Here is a 21,770-nt window from a genome sequence, read left to right as displayed (position 1 = left end):
TTGTTGAAATTAAATTATTTAATTATGATTACAAATACTGAATTAGAATATAAAGGGGATTTATACCCATCAAAAATAGTGTCGTTTGAGCATGAAGGAGATTCTGTCTTATTTCATACTGACAATAAAGTTATACTGAAGGTGACCGTTCTTAGAGACAGTTTGATACGCTTTCGTTTTACAACAAAAGGATATTTTAGTAATGATTTTTCGTATGCCATTGATAAAACACAATTGCACGGTTACAATTTTTTAGAAGTAACAGAAGAACTAAATTATTACCAAATCCGTACCAGTAAGGTAAAATGCAAAATTCAGAAAGTAGATTTAAGAACTTCTATTTTAGATTTGAATGATAATGTTATCGTCGAAGATGAACTGGGTTTTCATTGGGAAGAAAGCTACGAATATGGTGGAAACATTGTAAAAATGAGTAAATCATCAAAAGATGGTGAATGTTTTTACGGTCTTGGTGACAAAGCTACTCAGCTTAACTTAAAAGGAAAAAGATTAGAAAATTTTGCAACCGATCAGTATGCTTTTAGTAAAGATCAAGAGCCCTTATATAAAGTAGTACCGTTTTATATTGGTTTGCAAAACAAGCAATCTTACGGAATATTCTTTGATAATACTTTTAGAACGTTTTTTGATTTTTGTCATGAAAGAAGAAGCGTAACCAGTTTTTGGGCAGAAGGAGGCGAAATGAATTATTATTTCATTTACGGCCCTCAAATGCAGGATGTGGTGACAACTTATACCGATTTGACTGGTAAACCTGAATTGCCGCCACTTTGGGTATTGGGATATCACCAATGTAAATGGAGTTATTATCCGGAATCAAAAGTAAAAGATATAGCTGCAAAATTTAGAGAATTACAAATTCCGTGTGACGCTATTTATCTGGATATCGATTATATGGAAGGATTTCGATGTTTTACCTGGAACAAAGAATATTTTCCAGATCCTAAAAGAATGGTGGCAGAATTAGCCGAAGATGGTTTTAAAACGATTGTAATCATTGATCCGGGAATCAAAATTGATAAAGATTATTGGGTTTATAAAGAAGCTTTAGAAAAAGATTATTTCTGCAAAAGAGCTGATGGTCCATACATGAAAGGAAAAGTTTGGCCTGGAGAATGTAATTTTCCGGATTATACAAATCCAGTAGTAAGAGAATGGTGGGCTGGTTTATTTAAAGAATTAGTTTCAGAGATAGGCGTAAAAGGTGTTTGGAATGATATGAACGAACCGGCCGTTATGGAGGTTCCAAATAAAACATTTCCAATGGATGTTCGCCACGTTTATGACGGAAATCCTTGTAGTCACCGTAAAGCACATAATATTTATGGTACGCAAATGGCAAGAGCGACTTATCATGGTGTAAAACGTTTTGCCTATCCTAAGCGACCTTTCGTAATAACGCGTTCGGCTTATTCTGGCGCACAACGTTATACTTCGTCCTGGACAGGAGATAATGTCGCAACCTGGGAACATTTATGGGTAGCCAACATTCAGGTACAGCGTATGTGCATCTCAGGAATGGGATTTACTGGCTCTGATATTGGTGGTTTTGCCGAACAGCCTACAGGAGAATTATATGCGCGATGGATTCAGCTAGGGGTTTTTCATCCCTTTTGCAGAACACACTCTTCCGGACATCATGGCGAACAGGAACCTTGGGCTTTTGACGAGGATGTAATCAACATAACCCGAAAATTTGTCAATTTAAGATACCAGTTATTACCTTATTTATATACCATGTTTTGGCAATACATCGAAGAGGGAATTCCGATGTTAAAACCATTGGTATATTTTGATCAGGACGATCTTCAAACGCACTATCGCAATGATGAATTTATCTTTGGAAACCAAATTTTAGTATGCCCGATTCTTGAGCCTAATTCTTTAGGTAGGAGAATGTATATTCCTAGAGGTGAGTGGTATAACTATTGGACAAACGAATTGGCTGTAGGAGGAAGGGAAGTATGGATTGACACTAAGTTTGATGAAATTCCAGTCTTTGTGAAAGCAGGTGCAATTATCCCTAAATACCCTGTACAACAATATGTAGGAGAGCTTGAATTTGACGAACTTACACTAGATTTGTATTATAAAAATGGTAAAGAAAAATCAGTTGTGTATGAAGATGCTCAGGATGGCTACGATTATAAAAAGGGAAGATATAGTTTTCTTTCGTTTCGATTAATCGGTAAAGAAAACGAACTGATTGTTCAGCTTCATAAAGAAGGAAAATACGAAACCCCGTATAGCAAATATAAAATCAACTTAATTGGACTTCCATTCAAAGTAAAAGAAATAGAAATTGATAACGAGATCATTGTTTTTGATAAATTCAGTTTTGAATCTAATCACACTTTGACTATTGATAAAGAATTTACAGAGCTTCATATTATTGGTGAATAAGTAAATTCTGATATGTTTTTTGAAAATTATGTAAAATGAAGAGATATAATAATTGTATTTTTGTATGTGTTAAAAATTTTACATCATGAAAAAATATTTATTTTCAGTTGCTTTTATAGCAATTTTAGTTGGGGCCTGTGCTACAAATCCTTTTTCGGGAAAAAGTACCTTAGCCCTGGTTCCGGACAGCGAGATACTTCCTGCATCTTTTCAACAATATGATAAGTTTTTATCAGAAAACAAGGTGGTGACAGGAACTGCAGATGCCAAAAGAGTTGAAAATGTAGGTGTTAAAATTAAAGGAGCAGCAGAGCGCTGGCTAAATGCAAATGGTTATAAAGATTACCTAAAAAATTATCAATGGGAGTACAAACTAATTGATAGTAAAGAACTTAACGCCTGGTGTATGCCTGGAGGTAAAATTGTTTTCTATACCGGAATTCTGCCAGTTTGTCAAGATGATGCAGGAATTGCAACAGTTATGGGACATGAAGTAGCACACGCATTGGCCAATCACGGACAACAACGTATGAGTGCTGCTCAGTTGCAACAAATAGGAGGTTCGGTTTTAGATGCAGCAACAAGTAGTAAATCGGAGTCAACGAGAGCTATTTTTGCTCAGGCTTATGGACTTGGAACCGAAGTAGGAGGGATGTTGCCTTTTAGCAGAGCCAATGAAAGTGAAGCTGATAAAATAGGATTGATACTGATGGCTTTGGCAGGATACAATCCTGATACTGCTGTAGCTTTTTGGTCCAGAATGTCGAAAGCAAGTGGAGGAGGTGCTCCTTCTGAATTTTTAAGTACTCACCCTTCAGATGCTACACGTATTGCTAATTTAAAAGCTTTGATTCCGCAAGCAAAAGCAGAAGCTGCTAAATATGGTGTAACGTTTAAATAAAATTCAATTTTTTGAATACTATCATTTTAAATAAATAAGCTAAAAAACTATTCTTTCGGGAATAGTTTTTTTTTGAAAAAAAATGAGCTTCTTAACCCACAAATAATCATTTACTAATAAAAAATAGATAAATTCGTAGCGTACTAACAAAACCATATTTATGAAAAATTTGCAAAAAGGAGACAAAAAATTGTTAAACGCCTGGGCTTTTTACGATTGGGCAAATTCTGTTTACACATTAACTATTGCTTCTGCAGTATTCCCAATTTTTTATGATAAATTATTTCCTAAAAACCAGCATTATATTGATGCTTTTGGTTTCCATCTTAAAAATTCAGCCTTAATTAGTTTTACGACTGCCGCGGCATTTATGCTGGTTTCTTTTCTTTCGCCTTTATTGTCAGGAATAGCGGATTATGTTGGAGATAAAAAAATATTTATGAAGTTTTTTTGTTATCTAGGAGCTTTGTCTTGTATAGGATTGTATTGGTTTGACCTTGATAATATTTATATTGGATTATTGTTTTATTTCTTAGGTTTAATAGGGTATTGGGGAAGTTTGGTTTTCTATAATTCCTATCTACCAGATATTGCTTTTCCGGAACAGCAGGATAAAATTAGTGCTAAAGGATATTCATTAGGATATATTGGAAGTGTTATTTTATTGGTTATTAATTTAGCTATGATAATGAAACCAAAGCTTTTTGGAATTTCCGGAACTGATGGAGAAGCGGCTATGAAAGCTATGAGATATTCCTTTATAATGGTAGGAGTTTGGTGGATTTTATTCAGTCAGTATTCCTATTATTTTTTACCAAAAGGAAACAAATCTAATAGTGAGAAATTAACTTCAAATACATTGTTTAATGGTTTCAAAGAACTAAAGAAAGTTTGGCAACTACTAAAACAAGATATTCCGCTAAAAAGATATTTAAGTGGATTTTTCGTTTCGAGTATGGCTGTACAAACCGTAATGTTGGTAGCAACTTACTTTGGTGCTCAGGAAATTCAGTGGGAAACTGAAGAAGATAGTACTATCGGATTGATTATCTGTATTTTATTGATACAATTGGTAGCCGTAATTGGTGCGGTTTTAACTTCAAGAGCTTCCGCAAAATATGGTAACATTCCAACTTTAATTTTCATCAATTGCATTTGGGCAGTATTTTGCGCACTCGCATTTTTTATCTGGCTGCCCATACATTTTTATGTGATGGCAACAATAGCAGGTTTTGTAATGGGCGGAATTCAGGCTTTGTCACGTTCTACCTATTCTAAATTACTGCCTGAAACAGAAGATACAGCTTCGTTTTTTAGTTTTTATGATGTAGCCGAAAAAATCGGAATCGTTATCGGAATGTGTGTTTATGGAATTATTGATCAGATTACTGGAAGTCCTCGAATGGCTATTGTTTTTCTGGGAATCTTTTTTGTTATCGCAGTTTTTCTGTTGAGAAGAGTACCAAAAAAAGCTGTTTTAAAGAATTAAAACAGCTTGATTGATTAACATTATGTGATGATAAGATTGATGATTTTTTCTTTATAAAAATGATTGGGTTTTTATTTTATCCTTTGGTAATATTACCAGAACCCGAAACTTTTACATCTTGTTTTTCAGGATTTCCTAAGTACTTAATATTTCCTGAACCAGCAACTCGGGCAACTAAGTTTTGATTGCAGTTTACAATGCTATTTCCTGAGCCTGAAACATTAGCTTCTGCTGTTTTAGATTTTAGGTCAGACGCATTAATATTTCCTGAACCAGCCAATTTTGTTGTGAAATTATCTGCAGAACCTTTGACAATTGCACCTCCGGAACCGCTTAAACTTAATTCAAATGTATGGGTGTCAACAGCTAAATTTATTTTTCCAGAACCTGCTAATTTGGCTGAAAATTTATCGTTTTTGATAACATCTTTCGATAGAATATCTCCTGAACCGGCAAGTGCAATTGAAGAAATTTTATCAAATGGAATTGTTATTTGAATTTTATTTCCGGTACTAGGCCTGATTTGAATGTTTTTTTGGGTATAAATTTTTAGGGAGTTATCTTCCACTTCAACTTTTATGGCTGATAGTAAATTTTCTTCACCCTTGATGGTAATAGTTCCTTCTTTTCCAGCTATTAAATCTACATCAAAAGACCCTGCTATTTTTATAGCATCATAATCTGAAGTATTTCTTGTCTGAGAAGTGACTTTGCCATTTCCCTTAATCTTTTCTTGCGCATTTGCCGTAAAACTCATTAAGAATGCGCTAAAAATGGTAATTAAAACTAATTTTTTCATTTGATTGATTGTTTATGATTATTGTTTTTTGATTAATATAACATTGCCATAATTAGAGTTTACAGCCACTTTATTTTGGCCTTTTTTCTTATTATAACCACTGATTCTTTTAGTATTGCTTTTGCTTTCGGTAACCAGAACTTCCAAACCGTCTGTCTTGATATTCCCATATTTTGTCACAATATCAAAATCAAAAGCATAATTGATATCATAACCCAATGAAATATTAGTATAACCCGTGTTGATGTTTACATTATTGGCTTTTTCGGTTAGATTTTCAACATTTATTTTTGAATAATTTCCGTCGAAGCTAAAGTTTTTCGAAATTTCTCCAATAGAAATCGTGATATAATTTCCTGCACCGGAAAAAGAGTTGATTTTCTCAAATTTGAATGTACCGTAGTTACAATCGTAATTGATATTTTGCCCCTCGCCAATTGTTATATCGGTATAATTAGCATCCAGATGTATAGTTCCGGCATAATTAATTTTTAAACCAGAATAGCGAGCCTCAATGTTTCCTGTTCTGATGTAATCAATACTTGAATTTTGGCAATAACCAATTTCAAATCGGTTGCTGGCCCCGTTTAATTTTCCCAAAGTTACTTTTCCGTATTTACAAGTAATATCAGTACTAGATTCCAGGCTCAAAGCCGAAATATTTCCGTATTTATTATTGAGTTTTACAGAACCGTTTTTAGGAATTTTTATGACATAATTAATTTCAAAACTATTATTGCTTCCTTTGCTTTTATAACTGGAATTCCCCGTGTTTGTTATAGCTGTAACCAGTGATTTCAATGCTGTAATGTCAACATCAATGCTGTTGAGCCTATCGTTTACCCAGTTTTCATTGTTTCCTGTAACTTTAATGGTAATGTCAAGGTCGATTTTGTCCTCATCCCAGGTAGAGACTGTAATGTTACCGTATTTGTTGTCGATATCGATTCCTGCATTGGAATTTACGATATAGGTTTTTTTAATACTTTTTTGTTTAGAAATAAATGTATCATCGTTAGCAATTCCTAAAAACGGAATTAACAATAATAAAATCAGTACGTTATAGTGTTTTTTCATTAGTAGTGTTGTTAAATTTTTCATTTTCTTCTATGCGTTGTAAAACTGTCTGTAAAAAAGAAATTCGGGTTTGCAAATTGCTAATCATAGCATAAATAATTTGTTTGTTCTCACCGTTTTTCTGAACTTCTTTTAAAATTTTTTCATAATCGGCATCAAAAACTTTCATTTGTTTTAATGCATCATTAATAATCTGTTCGTTTTCTGGCGAACTTTTTTCCTGAAGTTTTACGAGTTCATTTTCGATTAATATGTTAAAAATAGAATCAGTACGTTTGGTTTCCTGCGAGGCAAACTTGAATTCTTTTGGTTTTTCATTATGATAAAAAACCGATATTCCAAGCAGTACCACAATCGAAGCCGCAATCGCCCAAACAGCAGCAAAATTTTTCTTTGGCTGTTTTGTATTTAATTTATTAAGGAAATCAATCTGATGGTCTGAATTTAATTCCTGTACATCCCATTGATTTTCAAATTTTTCAAATAATTGATCTAAATCGTCATCATTCTTTCTCATATTTCCTCTAATTTTTTTCGTAAACTTTCTTTTGCTCTGCTCAACGTCGTACGGCAGTTGGCATAACTGATATTCAAAATTTCGCAAATTTCTTCCTGATCATAACCTTCAATATAAAAGAGTGTCAAAACCATTCGATAATTGTCTTTTAAACTCGAAATAACATCCAAAACCTGTTTCACTTTTAAGGTGTTCAAATCGATGTTCTCAGATAAAACACCGTCATTTTCTTCGACTTTGTAAAGCGTTTTACTTAAATCTTCGACCTGAAATGCGTTGTTTTTTTTATAAAAATCAATACTGTAATTGATAATTATTTTTTTTAGCCACGCCCCAAAAGCAACTTCCTGCTTATAGTCATTGATTTTTGTAAATGCTTTCAAAAAGCCTTCTTGCATAACGTCTTGCGCAAAGTGTTCGTCTTTTACTATCCTGTACGCCACGTTGAACATGGCTTTACTGTACCGATTGTAAATTTCGAATTGTGCCTTCTGATTGTTTGTTTTACAAAGCGCGATTAATTCTTCGATATTTTGATTGGTTATACTCAAGTAATGGTTGCTAGTTTTTTATAATGACTTTGTTTTTTTTGATATGTTACAGTTTTGATAAAATTAATTTTATTTTTTTTACAAACGCCTCTCTTTATTTTGCAAATTGATTTACAGGATTACAATTCAAATCAATCTTTTTGCTTTTGGCATAATGATTGTCTAATTTTACGGTCTATCTTGTAAATGAAAAATTTGGTGAAGATTTAGAGAATACCACCTTTTCTAAGCCTTTCTATGCAGTTAGAATGTAAAATTTAATGACAAAAAGACTTATATATTATTATGTCAAACCATAAAATACTCACTATTGACAATCTGTCACTTCAAGAATTTGATTCAGAAGCAGAATTAATTCCATTATTAACTCCCGAAGACGAAGAGGAAATGAACAACGAAGAACTTCCTGTTTCGTTGCCTATTTTACCTTTACGAAATACGGTTTTGTTTCCAGGAGTTGTAATTCCAATTTCGGCAGGAAGAGACAAATCTATAAAACTTATTAATGATGCAAACGCTGGTGGAAAGATCATTGGTGTAGTGTCGCAAATCAACGAAGAAGACGAAGATCCATCAAAAGATGATATTCATAAAATTGGTACAGTAGCCAGAATTCTTCGTGTTTTAAAAATGCCTGACGGAAATGTTACGGTTATTTTGCAAGGGAAAAAACGTTTCGAAATTGACGAAGTTACTTCTGAAGAGCCATACATAACAGCTACTATCAAAGAAGTTTCGGAAGAACGCCCTGATGAAAACGATACGGAGTTCACCGCTATTTTAGATTCGGTTAAAGAGTTGGCGATTCAAATTATAAAGGAAAGTCCAAACATTCCTTCAGAAGCTACTTTTGCGATTAAAAACATTGAAAGCCAGTCGTTTTTAATCAATTTTGTTTCTTCTAATATGAATTTATCGGTAAAGGAAAAACAAGGTTTGTTATCGATAAATGGTTTAAAAGACAGAGCTTTAGAAACTTTACGTTATATGAACGTGGAGCTGCAAAAATTAGAATTGAAGAATGACATTCAGTCAAAAGTTCGTTTTGATTTAGACCAGCAACAACGCGAATATTTCCTTCATCAGCAAATGAAAACCATTCAGGAAGAATTGGGAGGCGTTTCGCAAGAGGAAGAAATGGACGAAATGGGCGTGAAAGCGAAGTCTAAAAAATGGGACGAAAAAACGCAGAAACATTTCGAAAAAGAATTATCTAAAATGCGCAGAATGAATCCGCAATCGCCGGATTTTGGAATTCAGCGTAACTATTTAGAGTTGTTTTTAGAATTGCCCTGGGGTGAATTTTCTAAAGACAAATTCGATTTAAAACATGCTCAGAAAATATTGGATAAAGATCATTTTGGACTTGAAGAAGTTAAGAAAAGAATGATCGAACACCTGGCTGTATTGAAACTTCGTAATGATATGAAATCGCCAATTATTTGTTTGACAGGGCCTCCGGGAGTTGGAAAAACATCTATTGGCCGATCAGTAGCTGAAGCTTTAGGACGTGAATATGTACGTATTTCGCTGGGTGGTTTGCGTGACGAAGCAGAAATTCGCGGACATAGAAAAACGTATATTGGTGCGATGCCGGGAAGAATTATTCAGAGTTTAAAGAAAGCAGGAACTTCGAATCCGGTTTTTATTTTAGATGAAATTGATAAATTGTCTAGCGGAAACAGCGGTGATCCTTCTTCGGCTTTGCTTGAAGTTTTAGATCCGGAGCAAAACAATGCTTTTTACGATAATTTCCTTGAAATGGGTTATGATTTATCTAAAGTGATGTTTATCGCGACTTCGAATAATATGGCAACCATTCAGCCTGCATTGCGTGACAGAATGGAAGTGATCAAAATGTCAGGTTATACGATTGAAGAAAAAGTAGAAATTGCTAAAAGACACCTTTTTCCAAAACAACTAGAAGCACACGGGTTAACCAGCAAAGATTTGACAATTGGTAAAAAACAATTAGAGAAAATCGTTGAAGGATACACACGTGAATCTGGTGTACGTAACTTAGAAACGAAAATTGCGCAAGTCATTCGTAATGCTGCCAAATCGGTTGCGATGGAGGAGGAGTACAATAAAAAAGTAACTGACGAAGATATTGTAACGGTTTTGGGAGTACCAAGATTAGAGCGTGATAAATACGAAAATAACGATGTTGCCGGAGTGGTTACAGGTTTGGCCTGGACAAGTGTTGGTGGCGATATTTTGTTTATAGAATCTTTGATTTCTGAAGGAAAAGGAGCGATGACCATTACAGGGAATTTAGGAACTGTAATGAAAGAATCGGCTACAATTGCTTTAGAATACATCAAAGCAAATGCTAAAAAGTTAGGTTTAAGTATTGAATTATTCCAGAAATATAACATTCACTTACACGTTCCGGAAGGCGCTACGCCAAAAGACGGACCAAGTGCTGGAATTGCAATGTTAACTTCTTTAGTGTCCTTATTGACACAAAAGAAAGTTAAGAAAAGCCTTGCAATGACAGGTGAAATCACACTTCGTGGAAAAGTATTGCCTGTTGGCGGAATCAAAGAAAAAATCTTAGCTGCAAAGAGAGCCAACATTAAAGAAATTATTTTATGTCACGAAAACAAAAGTGACATTGATGAAATCAAGGCAGAATATCTTGAAGGCCTGACTTTTCACTATGTAAAAGAAATGAGCGAAGTACTCGCTTTGGCATTAACAGATCAAAAAGCTAAAAATGCTAAAGAGTTGAAATAAAATTTTTAAAATTCCAATCTTTTAAATTCCAAATTCCAAACTGTTTTTTCAGCATTGGAATTTGGAATTTTTTTATTGTATTTTATAATTAATTTTAATCCTTTAAATTCCAAATCCCAAATTTTAAATCTGTATTTTAAGCATTGGAATTTGGAATTTTTTTATTGGAATTTTTCTATTAAAATGGTAATTATGAAACTTTTATGTTTTGAGGTGTAAATTTATTTCGATTTTATTTTTTAGAACACTTATAATTTTATCTTTGTATTTGCGTTTAGAATTTAGAAGCCAATCATAAACATGTTCAAACAACTTGTTTTTCTTTTTATTGTTTTAGTTTGTACCGTTTCATACGGGCAAATTGGAGGTCGTTACACTTATCAGTTTTTAAACTTAACGACTTCGCCAAGACAGGCAGCTTTAGGAGGTAAATCAATAACAATTTATGACGCTGACGTTAATCAAGTGATGTTTAATCCCGCTACTCTGAATGTAGATATGGACAACCAATTGGCAATGAATTACGGAAGTCTTTACGGAGAAGTTTCATACGGAACGGCTTCGTATGCCTATACCTATGACAGACATTTGCAGACTTTTCATGCTGGGATTAATTATGTAAACTACGGTAATTTTGAAGGTTATGACGAAAATGGTCAGGCTACTTCTGATTTTACCGGAAGCGAAGCAGCACTTTCATTTGGCTACGCTTACAATATTCCTTATACCGATATTCATGTTGGTGCAAATGCAAAATTGATAACATCCACTTTAGATACTTATAATTCTTTTGGAGGCGCTATTGACTTAGGTTTTTTATATGTTGATGAATATAACGATGTCAATTGGGCTTTTGTAATTCGTAATATAGGAACTCAGTTCACGACCTATTCCGGAATTCAGGAAAAATTACCATTAGAAATTATTGCAGGAGTTTCACAGGAATTAGAGCATGTTCCGTTGCGCTGGCATCTTTCGTTAGAGAATTTACAACAATGGAATATTTCTTTTTCGAATCCTGTTCGTGGCGAAACCAATATAGACGGAACCACCAGCGAAGAAAAAGTTTCGTTCGTAAACAATGCTTTACGACATGTTGTTTTTGGAGTTGAACTTTTTCCTAAACGTGCCTTTAATATTCGTTTGGGTTATAATTTTAGAAGAGCCGAAGAATTACGTATCGAAGAGCAACGCAATTTTTCTGGAGTTTCATTAGGATTTGGTTTAAAAATGAACCGCTTAAAATTTAATTATTCGTATTCAAGATATACATTAGCAGCAAACACAAGTCTTTTTGGACTTATTATAAATCTTCAATAGCACCTTATATGAGAACATTTTACACCTTACTATTTGTGATGATTGGCTTTTTAACCATTAGCTCAAAAAAATATACCAAAGCAGAAGCGCTTAGCAGTGTCGTGTTAGAAAGAGTTAATTTTCATGTTAATGATTTAAAAACGATGATTAATTCGGAATCAAAATACAATAAAAAAATTGCTTTTTTAGTAGATATGAGAATTCCATCTGCCAAAAATCGTTTTTTTGTATATGATTTAGAAACAAATAAAATTTTAGATCAGGGGCTTGTAGCACACGGCTCAGGTTCAGAAACAGGTGTAAAAGGAGAATTAAGATTTAGCAATACGCCAAATTCTAAGTGCACTTCGTTAGGAAAATATTCCATTGGAAAAAACTATAAAGGTATGTTTGGAAAAGCATATCGTCTAAACGGTCTTGAAGAAACCAATAATAAGGCTTTTGAAAGAGCCATTGTGTTACATCATTATTCTGCAGTTCCATACGAGGAACAAGATTATTATATAAGCAACAGTCAGGGATGTCCAATGGTAAACGAGCAATTTTTTAAAAGAATCGAAAAAATAATTGATGCCTCAAAAACCAATATTATTTTAGAAATTTATTACTAAAAAGAATCCCACAATTACAAATTTCATAAAACCCAAAAGATTATTTTGAAAAAAATAACCATTGCAATCGACGGTTTCTCGTCAACAGGCAAAAGTACTTTAGCCAAACAATTAGCCAAACAATTAGAATACGTATATGTAGATACCGGAGCGATGTACCGCGCCGTAGCTTTTTTTGCTATGCAAAATAAATTAATCGCTGCCGATTCTTTCAATAAAAAAGCTTTAATCGAAGCTTTACCCAATATTCAATTAGAATTCAAATTCAATCCCAATTTAGGTTTTGCCGAAATGTTCCTGAATGGCGAAAATGTCGAAACCCAAATCAGAACCATCGAGGTTTCAAATTATGTGAGCAGAGTAGCCGAAGTTTCTGAAGTTCGTTCCAAATTAGTAGAGCAACAACAGGAAATGGGCAAAAACAAAGCTATCGTTATGGACGGTAGAGACATAGGAACTGTAGTTTTTCCTGATGCCGAACTCAAAATTTTTATGACTGCCAGTGCAGAAACCCGTGCACAAAGACGTTTTGACGAATTACAACAAAAAGGGGATACAGTTTCGTACGAAGACGTCTTAAAAAATGTTGTAGAAAGAGATTATATCGATACACACCGCGAAGATTCTCCTTTAGTAATTGCCGATGATGCCATAGAAATAGATAATTCCTACTTAACAAGAGAGGAACAATTTGCTGCAGTTCTGGAATTGGTAAATGAAGTTGTTAAAACAGCTTAATTTTTTGCTAATATTATTTTTAATGGTAGTTTTACCGCTTCATTTATTTTAAAGACAATTTCATCGTATGGGAATTAAAAACAGATTGATTATAATGAGTTTTCTTCAGTTTTTTGTCTGGGGAGCCTGGTTAATCACAATTGGAAATTATTGGTTTGGAACTAAAAATTGGGAAGGAACACAATTTGGTTTAGTTTTCGGTACCATGGGAATTGCTTCTTTATTTATGCCTACGCTGACAGGTATTATTGCTGACAGATGGGTTAATGCCGAAAAATTATTTGGTGTATTGCACATCGCTTACGCATTAGTTTTATTCGGTATCGCACAAATTACAACACCCGAAAATTTTATTTACGTCATGTTTGCGGCCATGTGTTGTTATATGCCAACCATTGCTTTAAGTAATTCAATTTCATACACTTCATTAAAACTAAATAACAAAAATATAGTAAAAGATTTTCCACCCATTCGCGTTTGGGGAACAATAGGTTTTATTGTCGCCATGTGGATTACCAATTTAAGTGGAAGTAAAGCAACCGAATATCAGTTTTACATTGCTGGAATTGGAGCTTTGATTCTTGGTATTTATGCCTTTACCTTACCAAAATGTGAACCACAGCGTTTGACTAAAGAAAATGCTTCCTGGGTTGAAACTTTAGGTCTGGAGGCTTTCAAATTATTTGGAAATTATAAAATGGCATTGTTTTTTGTGTTTTCTATGTTTTTAGGAGGCGCATTACAATTAACCAATGCTTATGGAGATGTTTTTCTGGACGAATTCAAACATTTCCCAAAATATGCCGATTCATTCGTCATAAAATATTCGACGATTATCATGTCAATTTCTCAGGTTTCTGAAACCTTATTTATTTTGGCAATACCGTTTTTCTTAAGACGTTTCGGAATCAAACAAGTCATGTTGATTAGTATGCTGGCTTGGGTTTTACGTTTCGGATTATTTGCTTTTGGAGATCCTGTTGACGGATTATGGATGATTGTTTTGTCCTGTATCGTTTACGGAATGGCATTTGACTTCTTTAATATTTCGGGTTCACTATTCGTAGAAAGCAATACCGATTCTAAAATACGTTCTTCGGCTCAGGGATTGTTTATGATGATGACCAATGGAGTAGGAGCGGTTTTGGGGAGCTTAACTTCTGGCTGGGCGATAGATCGTTTCTTTACGAAATCATTCAGTAATACAATTGAATTATCTGGATTTTTACAAACCGAAACTACAAATCCTAAAATGTTAGAATTTGTAAAAGAACAAGGAAAATCTATTTCTCCGGAAGGATTATTCAGCAATCCAGTTTTAATGAAAGACTGGCACACCATCTGGTTATCATTTGCAGCCTACGCTTTAGTCATTGCGATTGCTTTTGCCATTTTGTTTAAACACAAACATGATCCAAAAGAATTAGAGAATTTAAGTCATTAAAAAAACATACAAACAAAGCCTGTTCCTCATGAGCAGGCTTTGTTGCTTTAAGGTATATTGGGCGTGACCGTACCGAGATAAGAAGGCAAATATACTTTGCGTACATACGCCTTCTTATCTCGGTACGGTCGGGCTATCCATGCTACTTCGGTAGCTTATTCCTATCCCTCACGCTCCTCGTAACGATCCTGCAAGGTTTCCAAAACCTTGTAGGTATAATCTCTGTCAATTGTTTTTCGATTTTTAATTTCCATTAGCTTTATCCGAATACGAACTTTTATTTTTTTCTATTTCAATAAAAAAAATCAAAAAAATAAATTGCCAATTCAAAATAATGAATAACTTTGTACTTCAAAGTACTTTAATTATGAATCAGAAGCACCAGGAAGACCTATCACACATTCGCTCTATGATGGAGCGTTCTTCAAGATTTATATCGCTTAGCGGACTCTCAGGCGTTTTTGCCGGACTCTCCGCTTTAATTGGTGGATTGTATGTTTTTCAGCTGTTTGAGAAAAACGGAATCCATTACTTTGACGGAAAAAATATTATGTTTTCTATGGATTTAATTTGGGATCTTATTGTGAGCGGTATCATAATATTTGCTTTTGCTTTAACGTTCGGAATTTTATTCACCGTTAGAAAAAGTAAAAAATACAATTTGCCCATCTGGACCTCGACTACCAAAAATATGTTGTTCAATCTTGCTGTACCTTTAGCAGTCGGAGGAGTATTTTGTCTGGCGCTATTGTACCATCAATCGTATGTTTTGATTGCGCCTGTAACATTGTTGTTTTACGGTTTAGCTCTTGTAAATGCTGAAAAATATACTTTTTCGGATATTAAATATTTGGGCTATTGCCAATTAGTTTTAGGATGTATTTCTCTTTTTTATCTGGGTTATGGTTTAGTTTTTTGGATACTAGGCTTTGGTATTTTGCATATCTTGTACGGATTAGTGATGTTCAAAAAATATAAATAAAAACCTCTAATGGGAATCATTGATAAATTAAATAAAGATTTTGAAAGTCGTGTCAGATTAGGTATTATGTCTATTCTGATGGTCAATGACTGGATAGATTTTACCGAAATGAAAACCCTTTTAAACATCACCGATGGTAATTTAGCCAGCCATTCATCGGCGCTGGAAAAGGGTGAATATATCGAAGTTAAGAAAGAATTTGTGGGTAAAAAACCCAAAACCTCCTATCGAGTGACCAATAGAGGACGCGCGGCCTTTAATGAGCACCTGAATAGCCTTGAAAAATTAATGAAATCGAATAACTAAAATTTTTTTACCTAAAAACTTTGAATTACAAAGCACTTTTAAATTAATATCGAATTATTCCAATTGTATTTGTACAACCAAATCACGTAAACAAAGCGAAAACTTAAAGAACCAATAAAAAATAAAACAAACATGAAAAAACTACAATTTATCTTAGCCAGCAGTTTGATTTTTACACTGCTATTCTACAATGAAGATTTAGGTCTTAACTGGGCCATTTTTGCGATGGCACAAATAGCCGCCATTTGTTATTTCTTTCAGGAGAAATTTACCACCCGAACGCACCTTATTTTGGTCATTACATCCGTATTGTCTTGTTTTGCTTTTGCCTGGTATGGCGATTTTGTATCATTTCTGGCTTTGGCCTTGTCGGTTGTTTTTCTGCAATTCAGAACTCAGGAACCTAAACTTAAACTGCTGCAGCTGTTTCCGTTGGTCATAGTAAACGGAATTGCTTCATTAGGACGCATCTTAATGTTCAGCCAATACCTTCCTAAACGAAAAGTCAACAATGGGTTTGCTAAAAAACTGATTGCTTATTTTGTTATTCCGGCTGTGTTTTTAGGATTATTTTTTATTGTTTATTCTTTCGGGAGCGACCATTTTTCGTCTTTGTTTACCGATTATTATTTGGATATAGATGTCTGGCAGGCGTTTGTACTTACTGGTCTGGGTTTTTATATTTCATTTACCTTCTGGAATTACTGGATTCCGGAGGTTTGTTATGAGAAGAACCACATACTGGATAATGATTTTGAAGAAACGGCCAAAACGCAAAACCAGAATTCCTTTTCTTTTCTGGATATTGACTTTGAAAGAAAAAGCGGCGAAATCACGCTCTTTCTGTTAAATGCCCTGCTTTTGGTTTTTATTGCGACTTACAATTACGAGCAATTTTTTGAGGTGGTTGAAAAATCAAACTTAAGTTCAGACACACACGAAAGAGTAAATGCCGTTATTTTTTCAATCGTAATGGCAGTTGGCGTTATTTTATTTTATTTTAAAGGAGGCTTTAATTTTGATGAAAAAGCTACACAACTCAAAAAGCTGGCTAAGATCTGGCTGTTTTTAAACGGTGTTTTAATAGTGAGTGCTATTATTAAAAATTCGGAATACGTTTCATTTTTTGGCCTGACCTATAAACGATTAGGAGTATATGCTTTTCTGGTTTTAGCCATAATCGGTTTGATAGTTTCTTTTTTCAAAATTACGAAGCAAAAAACAAATGCTTTCCTTTTTAATCAGATGGTTTGGTATTGCTACGGAACAGTCTTGATTTGCAGTTTTGTTAATTGGGGAAATCTAATTACGAATTACAACATTTCCGTAAACAAAGGAGTAGAACCTAAATTTTTAAGTAGTTTAGAGTTTAATGATGAACTGCGCCGTGAGTATTTAAAATCGCATAATCTGGACGGAAAGTATCTCGAATCTTACAGAGAAGAGGAAATTACCAGACGACAAAAGGATTCGTTTTTGTCAAAAGCCCTTTATTATGAGTTTCTGAATGAAATTAAATAGCATATTAAATGTTTTTATAAAAAACTCCAAGGATATTCTAATTGTCTTTGGAGTTTTTTTTTGTTTAATTATCTTAAAGTGAATAATCTAACATTATACTTTTTCATTCTTTAGTCCTTATTTTCTTCAATGAATTAACGTAAAATTTATTAATTAAACTACATATTACAAAAGCATAAAACTTATTAAGAAAAACTTTATTATATTTGAATCCTAAATTATTGAAGTTTTTAAGCAGTTTTGTTTCAGCGTAATCAAAGTTTTTCTTAAAAATATAAATAATCAATAAATTATCTAAAAACAAACCCTAAAACCAATCAACTATGAAAAACATTACCTCAGAAGACCCAGCCAAAAGATTCCCTCCTGGAGTTTGTATCGTCGATTCATTACCAAGCGAGCCATTAGGTTCTATCTCATTCCCGGATAACAGATCGAAAGCGCTTTTGCCTCCGGTTGTAAATGCTCAGTTAAAAAACAACAAGAAAGTATTAGCGATTAAAGCGGTTGTATTTATTGCAAAAGGCCAGAATACGCTTGATTTTAGTATCTATCAAAACTGTTATGTGGACATTGATGGAGTACCTCAGTTGCAATTTTTTGTAGCTTATGATATGACAGAATATGAAGGAATAGATTTTGATATGTACGAAGTTAGCTTTGATGCAAATCCAATTCCATTTGTGGATCATTTTTCTCAAATAAAAACAATCCAAACTTTCCTTTGGGACATTGATCCTATAACTTCAAGAGGGACAGAAACTAATGTTCAGGAAAATTAATAGAAAATAAAATTTATCTGCAAAGTTAGGTTCAACAATGAATAAAATGAGCCATCATCTAATATTCTTATTATGATAAAAATTAAATTTTTAATTTTTGTCTTCTTAATAAATTCTCAGTTATTTCTTTTTTCACAAGGGAAAAACGGAGGTAATTTATTAAACGATGAAATTAAAAATAAAGCTAAAGAGTTTAATAAAGAAGTCAATTTTAATAAAGCTCAATTGTTCTTCTTTGAAAACAATTGGGATTCTACTTTAGTTTATTCTATGAAGCAATTAAGTAGCTCTGAAAATAAAGAACTTAAAGATTATTGTCATTATTTCAGGGCTATTAGTTTTTATAAAAAAAAGCTTTTTAAAGAAGCTCAAAAAGAATTTAAACAGATTTCATCTGGATTTAGTTTTTACTACAAGGTAAAATTATATTTAGGTGAAATTGCATTAAAACAGGATAAACCAAAAAATGCGCTACAATACTTTCAGGAAGTAGAAAAACTTCCACATGAGGGTACTTATGATTTTAATAGAAGCTCGGTTTTACACAATATAGGATTATGCTATTTGCACCTGGAAAAATTTGATAAAGCTGAAGAATATTTATTTAAAGGTGCAAAATTGCAAGAGCTTGCAAAAGACAGCTTAATGCTTACCGGTTCTTATATGGATATTGCCAGTTTGTATTACAATCAATATAAAGATGATCTGGCAATACCTTATTTTAAAAAGGCTTATGATCTTTCTAAAAAAATAAAATCATTTGAACTTAGACGAACTGCTACTTTGAATATGGCAGTAGTAGAGGAAAACAGGAAGAATTTCCCACTATCCTTAACTTACAGAAAAGAATACGAAACCTGGAAAGATTCCTTAAACGACCAGAATAAAGTCTGGGCAATTGCTGATCTTGAAAAGAAATTCGCCATAAAGCAAAAACAAAAAGAAGTTAATGTTCTTGCAGCTGAGAATAAAGTAAAAGTAGCCGAACGAAATGGGTTTCTCATTTCTTCGGTTTTACTGCTTGCTTTGTTTGGGGCGGGTGTTTATTTTTATCGACAAAAAATCAGGAACAATAAAATTATTCTGGCTCAAAAAAATGAGCTGGATGTCTTGAACGCCACAAAGGATAAATTGTTTTCGATTGTGAGTCATGATTTACGATCATCTGTAAATGCTTTAAAAACAAGTAATGGTAAATTAATCGAGAATCTGGAAACCAAAAATTACAGTGAGCTCGATGTTTTGCTTCATAACAACAGTACGATTGCTAATGGTGCTTATAACTTATTAGATAACCTGCTTAATTGGGCTTTGCTGCAAACACAACAAGGGTATTTCTTTCAGGAATCATTGCATCTGGCCGCTATTGTACAGCATGTAGAGTACAATTACAAGTCGTTGATGCTGAACAAAAACATTCATTTTGAAAGCAATGTTTCAGCTTCAGATTATGTTTTTGCTGATTTGGATTCGCTTAAAATAATTATAAGGAACTTGTTAGACAATGCGATTAAATTCTCTCAGGAAAATGGAAAAATTTCAATTTACACACGTCCTTCCTCTGAGGATTTCTGTTACCTGGTTATCGAAGATAGCGGATCAGGAATGAATGCTGCAACGAGAGAAGAATTGCTAAGAGAAACAGTACTGCTTTCTAAAAAGAAAAACGACGATGCTATAGGAACCGGATTGGGTTTGCAATTGTGCAAAAGTATGCTTCATAAAAACGAAGGCAGACTGCAAATCGAAAGCGAAGAAAATGTGGGAACTAAAATGATTATTGCGTTACCAAAGTTTAAAACCAATGGATAATATAAATGTACTTATTATCGAGGATACTCCTGCCGAAAGTGAGGTGCTTGTAAAGGTGCTTACCGCTAACAATTACAATATTGTAGGGGTTGCGCCAACGTATACCGAGGCATTAAAACTATTTTATCAAACCACAATTGATATTGTGGTTATTGATGTTTTTTTAGACGGAAAACCGGACGGAATTACTTTTGCAGAGACGATTAATATTGTGCCTAACGGTCAGAAACCATTCGTTTTTTTAACCAGTTCTAAAGATCGTCAGATTTTTGAGCGGGCTAAACTGACGAAACCTTTCAGCTTTTTATTGAAACCTTTTAATGAACTTGAAATTTTATATGCGCTAGAAATGGCCGTAGAAAAGTTTTACGGGCAAACGAATGCTTTTCATAGCGAAGATCAAAATACAGTAGTGAGTACGGACTCGCTTTTTATCAAAAAAAACAAATCTCTAAAGAAGGTCAAAATTGAAGATATTCTTTATATAGAAGTAGAAGACCGCTATTGCAATATCATTACAGAGACAGAGAAATTTGTAATTTTAATATCGCTGACGAAGATTATGCAGCTTTTAGACGCTACAAAGTTCTTTCAGACGCACCGAAATTATATTGTTAACGCCAGCAAAATCACAGAAATAATGGTTAGTGATAATCTGGTTATCCTTAAAGGAAATCACAAAGTAACCCTGAGCGATAAATACAAAGACTTTGTAAAAAACTTTCACATCCTAAAATAGCGTCACTGCTTTTGCATCGCTTTTTGTTTATTATAAATCCTTCATCGTTAATGAAGGATTTTTTTATGCTTTTTCGTTTAGGTCTTTAATGCTGTACTTCACGAGGTGTTTCTTATGACAATATTTGGCTGTTCCATGACATTTTTATGAGCCGGAGCTTAGTTCTGAACTAGTTTTACTTTAGAAAATTAATGGTTTTAAAGAATCCAAACCATTAAAAAGGATTTTTTCTAAAAGCCTTATGAGTAGGACTAATAACTAAATAATACGATTATGTCAAATCAAACCCTTGCAAGCCTGGAGCCAATAGTTGGCGGATGGTCAGAGTTTCAAAAACTAACAGTAGAAGATTTATTGGTGTTTAATAAAGCATTAGAAGGTTATGTTGGAGTAAAATATACGCCTACAAAAGTTGCGATACAAATTGTTGCCGGAACCAATTACCGTTTCAGATGTACGGCATCTGTTCCGCCGTATGATGATGCTTACGAATCGGTAGTGAAGATTATAAAACCGCTTGAGGGTGACCCGTATGTGGTGAAGATTACCAGAATTTAATACTCGGAAAAACCAGATTTTAGACTCCATTTAACCAGGGTGACGAAGCTGTAAGAGTAAAGAAGTAATTTAAAACATAAAAAAAGTATGTCAAATAATGTGCAAACAAATAATGAAACAATACTAGGCAGCTGGTCCGTTTATAATATTCTAACAGCAGAAGATTTAGCCATTTTTAAAGGAGCATTGGAGGGCTTACTTGGCGTTAAATACAATCCCACAGCAGTTTCGACTCAGATTGTGGCAGGAACCAATTACCGTTTTAGAGCGACTGCAACGGTTAATTTATCCGGGCTTACTTACGAGGTTATCGTTGAAATTTACAAACCATTATCTGGTAGGCCGCATCTTGTTTCTATTACACCCTATTAATAATTGGAAAAAAAAGTTGATAAGAAGCCCTGAATAGAAGTATTTGGGGCTTTTTGATGTTGTTTAAAACCGATTATTATTGAATAGT

General features: G+C 33.7%; 20 protein-coding genes. 16 read left to right on the top strand and 4 right to left on the bottom strand.

All coding sequences use genetic code 11. From position 1 onward, the window contains the following. Positions 1-24 precede the first annotated feature (24 nt). The 3 genes from GON26_RS18575 to GON26_RS18565 all read left to right on the top strand — a co-directional run bounded on the left by GON26_RS18575 (position 25) and on the right by GON26_RS18565 (position 4,814). Complete coding sequence (locus GON26_RS18575; RefSeq protein WP_160376269.1) at positions 25-2,424, top strand: glycoside hydrolase family 31 protein; 2,400 nt, start codon at positions 25-27, stop codon at positions 2,422-2,424. Between the two features lie 85 nt (positions 2,425-2,509). Then, the gene (locus tag GON26_RS18570; protein WP_160376268.1) at positions 2,510-3,325 is read left to right on the top strand and encodes a M48 family metallopeptidase; all 816 of its coding nucleotides are present in this window, start codon (positions 2,510-2,512) and stop codon (positions 3,323-3,325) included. Between the two features lie 160 nt (positions 3,326-3,485). Next, positions 3,486-4,814 carry an MFS transporter gene (locus tag GON26_RS18565; RefSeq protein ID WP_160376267.1) on the top strand — a complete coding sequence of 443 codons (1,329 nt, stop codon included), beginning with the start codon at positions 3,486-3,488 and terminating at the stop codon, positions 4,812-4,814. A gap of 76 nt (positions 4,815-4,890) precedes the next feature. Here the strand turns inward: GON26_RS18565 and GON26_RS18560 are convergent, their stop codons facing one another. From GON26_RS18560 to GON26_RS18545, 4 genes are read right to left on the bottom strand one after another with little or no spacing between them, the layout of a single operon-like run. Further along, positions 4,891-5,613 carry a head GIN domain-containing protein gene (locus GON26_RS18560; RefSeq protein WP_160376266.1) on the bottom strand — a complete coding sequence of 241 codons (723 nt, stop codon included), beginning with the start codon at positions 5,611-5,613 and terminating at the stop codon, positions 4,891-4,893. Positions 5,614-5,631: 18 nt separating this feature from the next. Further along, positions 5,632-6,690, bottom strand: coding sequence for a hypothetical protein (locus GON26_RS18555; RefSeq protein ID WP_160376265.1), 1,059 nt, complete (start codon positions 6,688-6,690; stop codon positions 5,632-5,634). Beyond that, positions 6,674-7,207 carry an anti-sigma factor gene (locus GON26_RS18550; protein WP_160376264.1) on the bottom strand — a complete coding sequence of 178 codons (534 nt, stop codon included), beginning with the start codon at positions 7,205-7,207 and terminating at the stop codon, positions 6,674-6,676. Before GON26_RS18550 ends, GON26_RS18555 begins: the two co-directional genes overlap by 17 nt. Beyond that, positions 7,204-7,758: an RNA polymerase sigma factor gene (locus GON26_RS18545; RefSeq protein ID WP_160376263.1), complete on the bottom strand. Its 555-nt coding sequence runs from the start codon at positions 7,756-7,758 to the stop codon at positions 7,204-7,206. The genes GON26_RS18550 and GON26_RS18545 overlap by 4 nt, the downstream gene beginning before the upstream one ends. Before the next feature lie 285 nt (positions 7,759-8,043). Between GON26_RS18545 and lon the strand changes: the two genes are divergently transcribed. The 13 genes from lon to GON26_RS18480 all read left to right on the top strand — a co-directional run bounded on the left by lon (position 8,044) and on the right by GON26_RS18480 (position 21,682). Next, on the top strand, positions 8,044-10,497 hold the full coding sequence (lon, locus tag GON26_RS18540; RefSeq protein ID WP_160376262.1) for an endopeptidase La: 2,454 nt from the start codon (positions 8,044-8,046) through the stop codon (positions 10,495-10,497). Positions 10,498-10,797: 300 nt separating this feature from the next. Next, a complete protein-coding gene (gene porQ / locus GON26_RS18535) occupies positions 10,798-11,817 on the top strand; it encodes a type IX secretion system protein PorQ (protein ID WP_160376261.1) in 1,020 nt (339 codons plus the stop codon). An 8-nt stretch (positions 11,818-11,825) separates the two neighbouring features. Continuing rightward, on the top strand, positions 11,826-12,428 hold the full coding sequence (locus GON26_RS18530) for a murein L,D-transpeptidase catalytic domain-containing protein (RefSeq protein WP_160376260.1): 603 nt from the start codon (positions 11,826-11,828) through the stop codon (positions 12,426-12,428). Positions 12,429-12,473: 45 nt separating this feature from the next. Further along, positions 12,474-13,166 (top strand): (d)CMP kinase, encoded by a 693-nt coding sequence (gene cmk, locus GON26_RS18525; protein WP_160376259.1) that lies wholly within the window; start codon positions 12,474-12,476, stop codon positions 13,164-13,166. Positions 13,167-13,233: 67 nt separating this feature from the next. After that, complete coding sequence (locus GON26_RS18520; protein WP_160376258.1) at positions 13,234-14,610, top strand: nucleoside permease; 1,377 nt, start codon at positions 13,234-13,236, stop codon at positions 14,608-14,610. A gap of 367 nt (positions 14,611-14,977) precedes the next feature. Next, the gene (locus GON26_RS18515; protein ID WP_160376279.1) at positions 14,978-15,592 is read left to right on the top strand and encodes a hypothetical protein; all 615 of its coding nucleotides are present in this window, start codon (positions 14,978-14,980) and stop codon (positions 15,590-15,592) included. 9 nt (positions 15,593-15,601) lie between these two features. Further along, positions 15,602-15,898: a winged helix-turn-helix domain-containing protein gene (locus GON26_RS18510; protein WP_160376257.1), complete on the top strand. Its 297-nt coding sequence runs from the start codon at positions 15,602-15,604 to the stop codon at positions 15,896-15,898. Positions 15,899-16,030: 132 nt separating this feature from the next. Next, complete coding sequence (locus tag GON26_RS18505; protein WP_160376256.1) at positions 16,031-17,419, top strand: DUF4153 domain-containing protein; 1,389 nt, start codon at positions 16,031-16,033, stop codon at positions 17,417-17,419. A gap of 323 nt (positions 17,420-17,742) precedes the next feature. Next, positions 17,743-18,201 (top strand): hypothetical protein, encoded by a 459-nt coding sequence (locus GON26_RS18500; protein ID WP_160376255.1) that lies wholly within the window; start codon positions 17,743-17,745, stop codon positions 18,199-18,201. 72 nt (positions 18,202-18,273) lie between these two features. After that, complete coding sequence (locus GON26_RS18495) at positions 18,274-20,013, top strand: tetratricopeptide repeat-containing sensor histidine kinase (RefSeq protein ID WP_160376254.1); 1,740 nt, start codon at positions 18,274-18,276, stop codon at positions 20,011-20,013. After that, the gene (locus GON26_RS18490; protein ID WP_160376253.1) at positions 20,006-20,752 is read left to right on the top strand and encodes a LytR/AlgR family response regulator transcription factor; all 747 of its coding nucleotides are present in this window, start codon (positions 20,006-20,008) and stop codon (positions 20,750-20,752) included. Before GON26_RS18495 ends, GON26_RS18490 begins: the two co-directional genes overlap by 8 nt. A 273-nt stretch (positions 20,753-21,025) precedes the next feature. Further along, positions 21,026-21,310 carry a hypothetical protein gene (locus GON26_RS18485; protein WP_160376252.1) on the top strand — a complete coding sequence of 95 codons (285 nt, stop codon included), beginning with the start codon at positions 21,026-21,028 and terminating at the stop codon, positions 21,308-21,310. Positions 21,311-21,397: 87 nt separating this feature from the next. Further along, positions 21,398-21,682 (top strand): hypothetical protein, encoded by a 285-nt coding sequence (locus GON26_RS18480; protein WP_160376251.1) that lies wholly within the window; start codon positions 21,398-21,400, stop codon positions 21,680-21,682. The last annotated feature ends 88 nt before the right edge of the window (positions 21,683-21,770 follow it).

Origin of the sequence: Flavobacterium hydrocarbonoxydans (assembly GCF_009789235.1) — a bacterium.
GTDB classification, from domain to species: domain Bacteria; phylum Bacteroidota; class Bacteroidia; order Flavobacteriales; family Flavobacteriaceae; genus Flavobacterium; species Flavobacterium hydrocarbonoxydans.
This window is presented reverse-complemented; position numbering and strand designations above follow the sequence as displayed.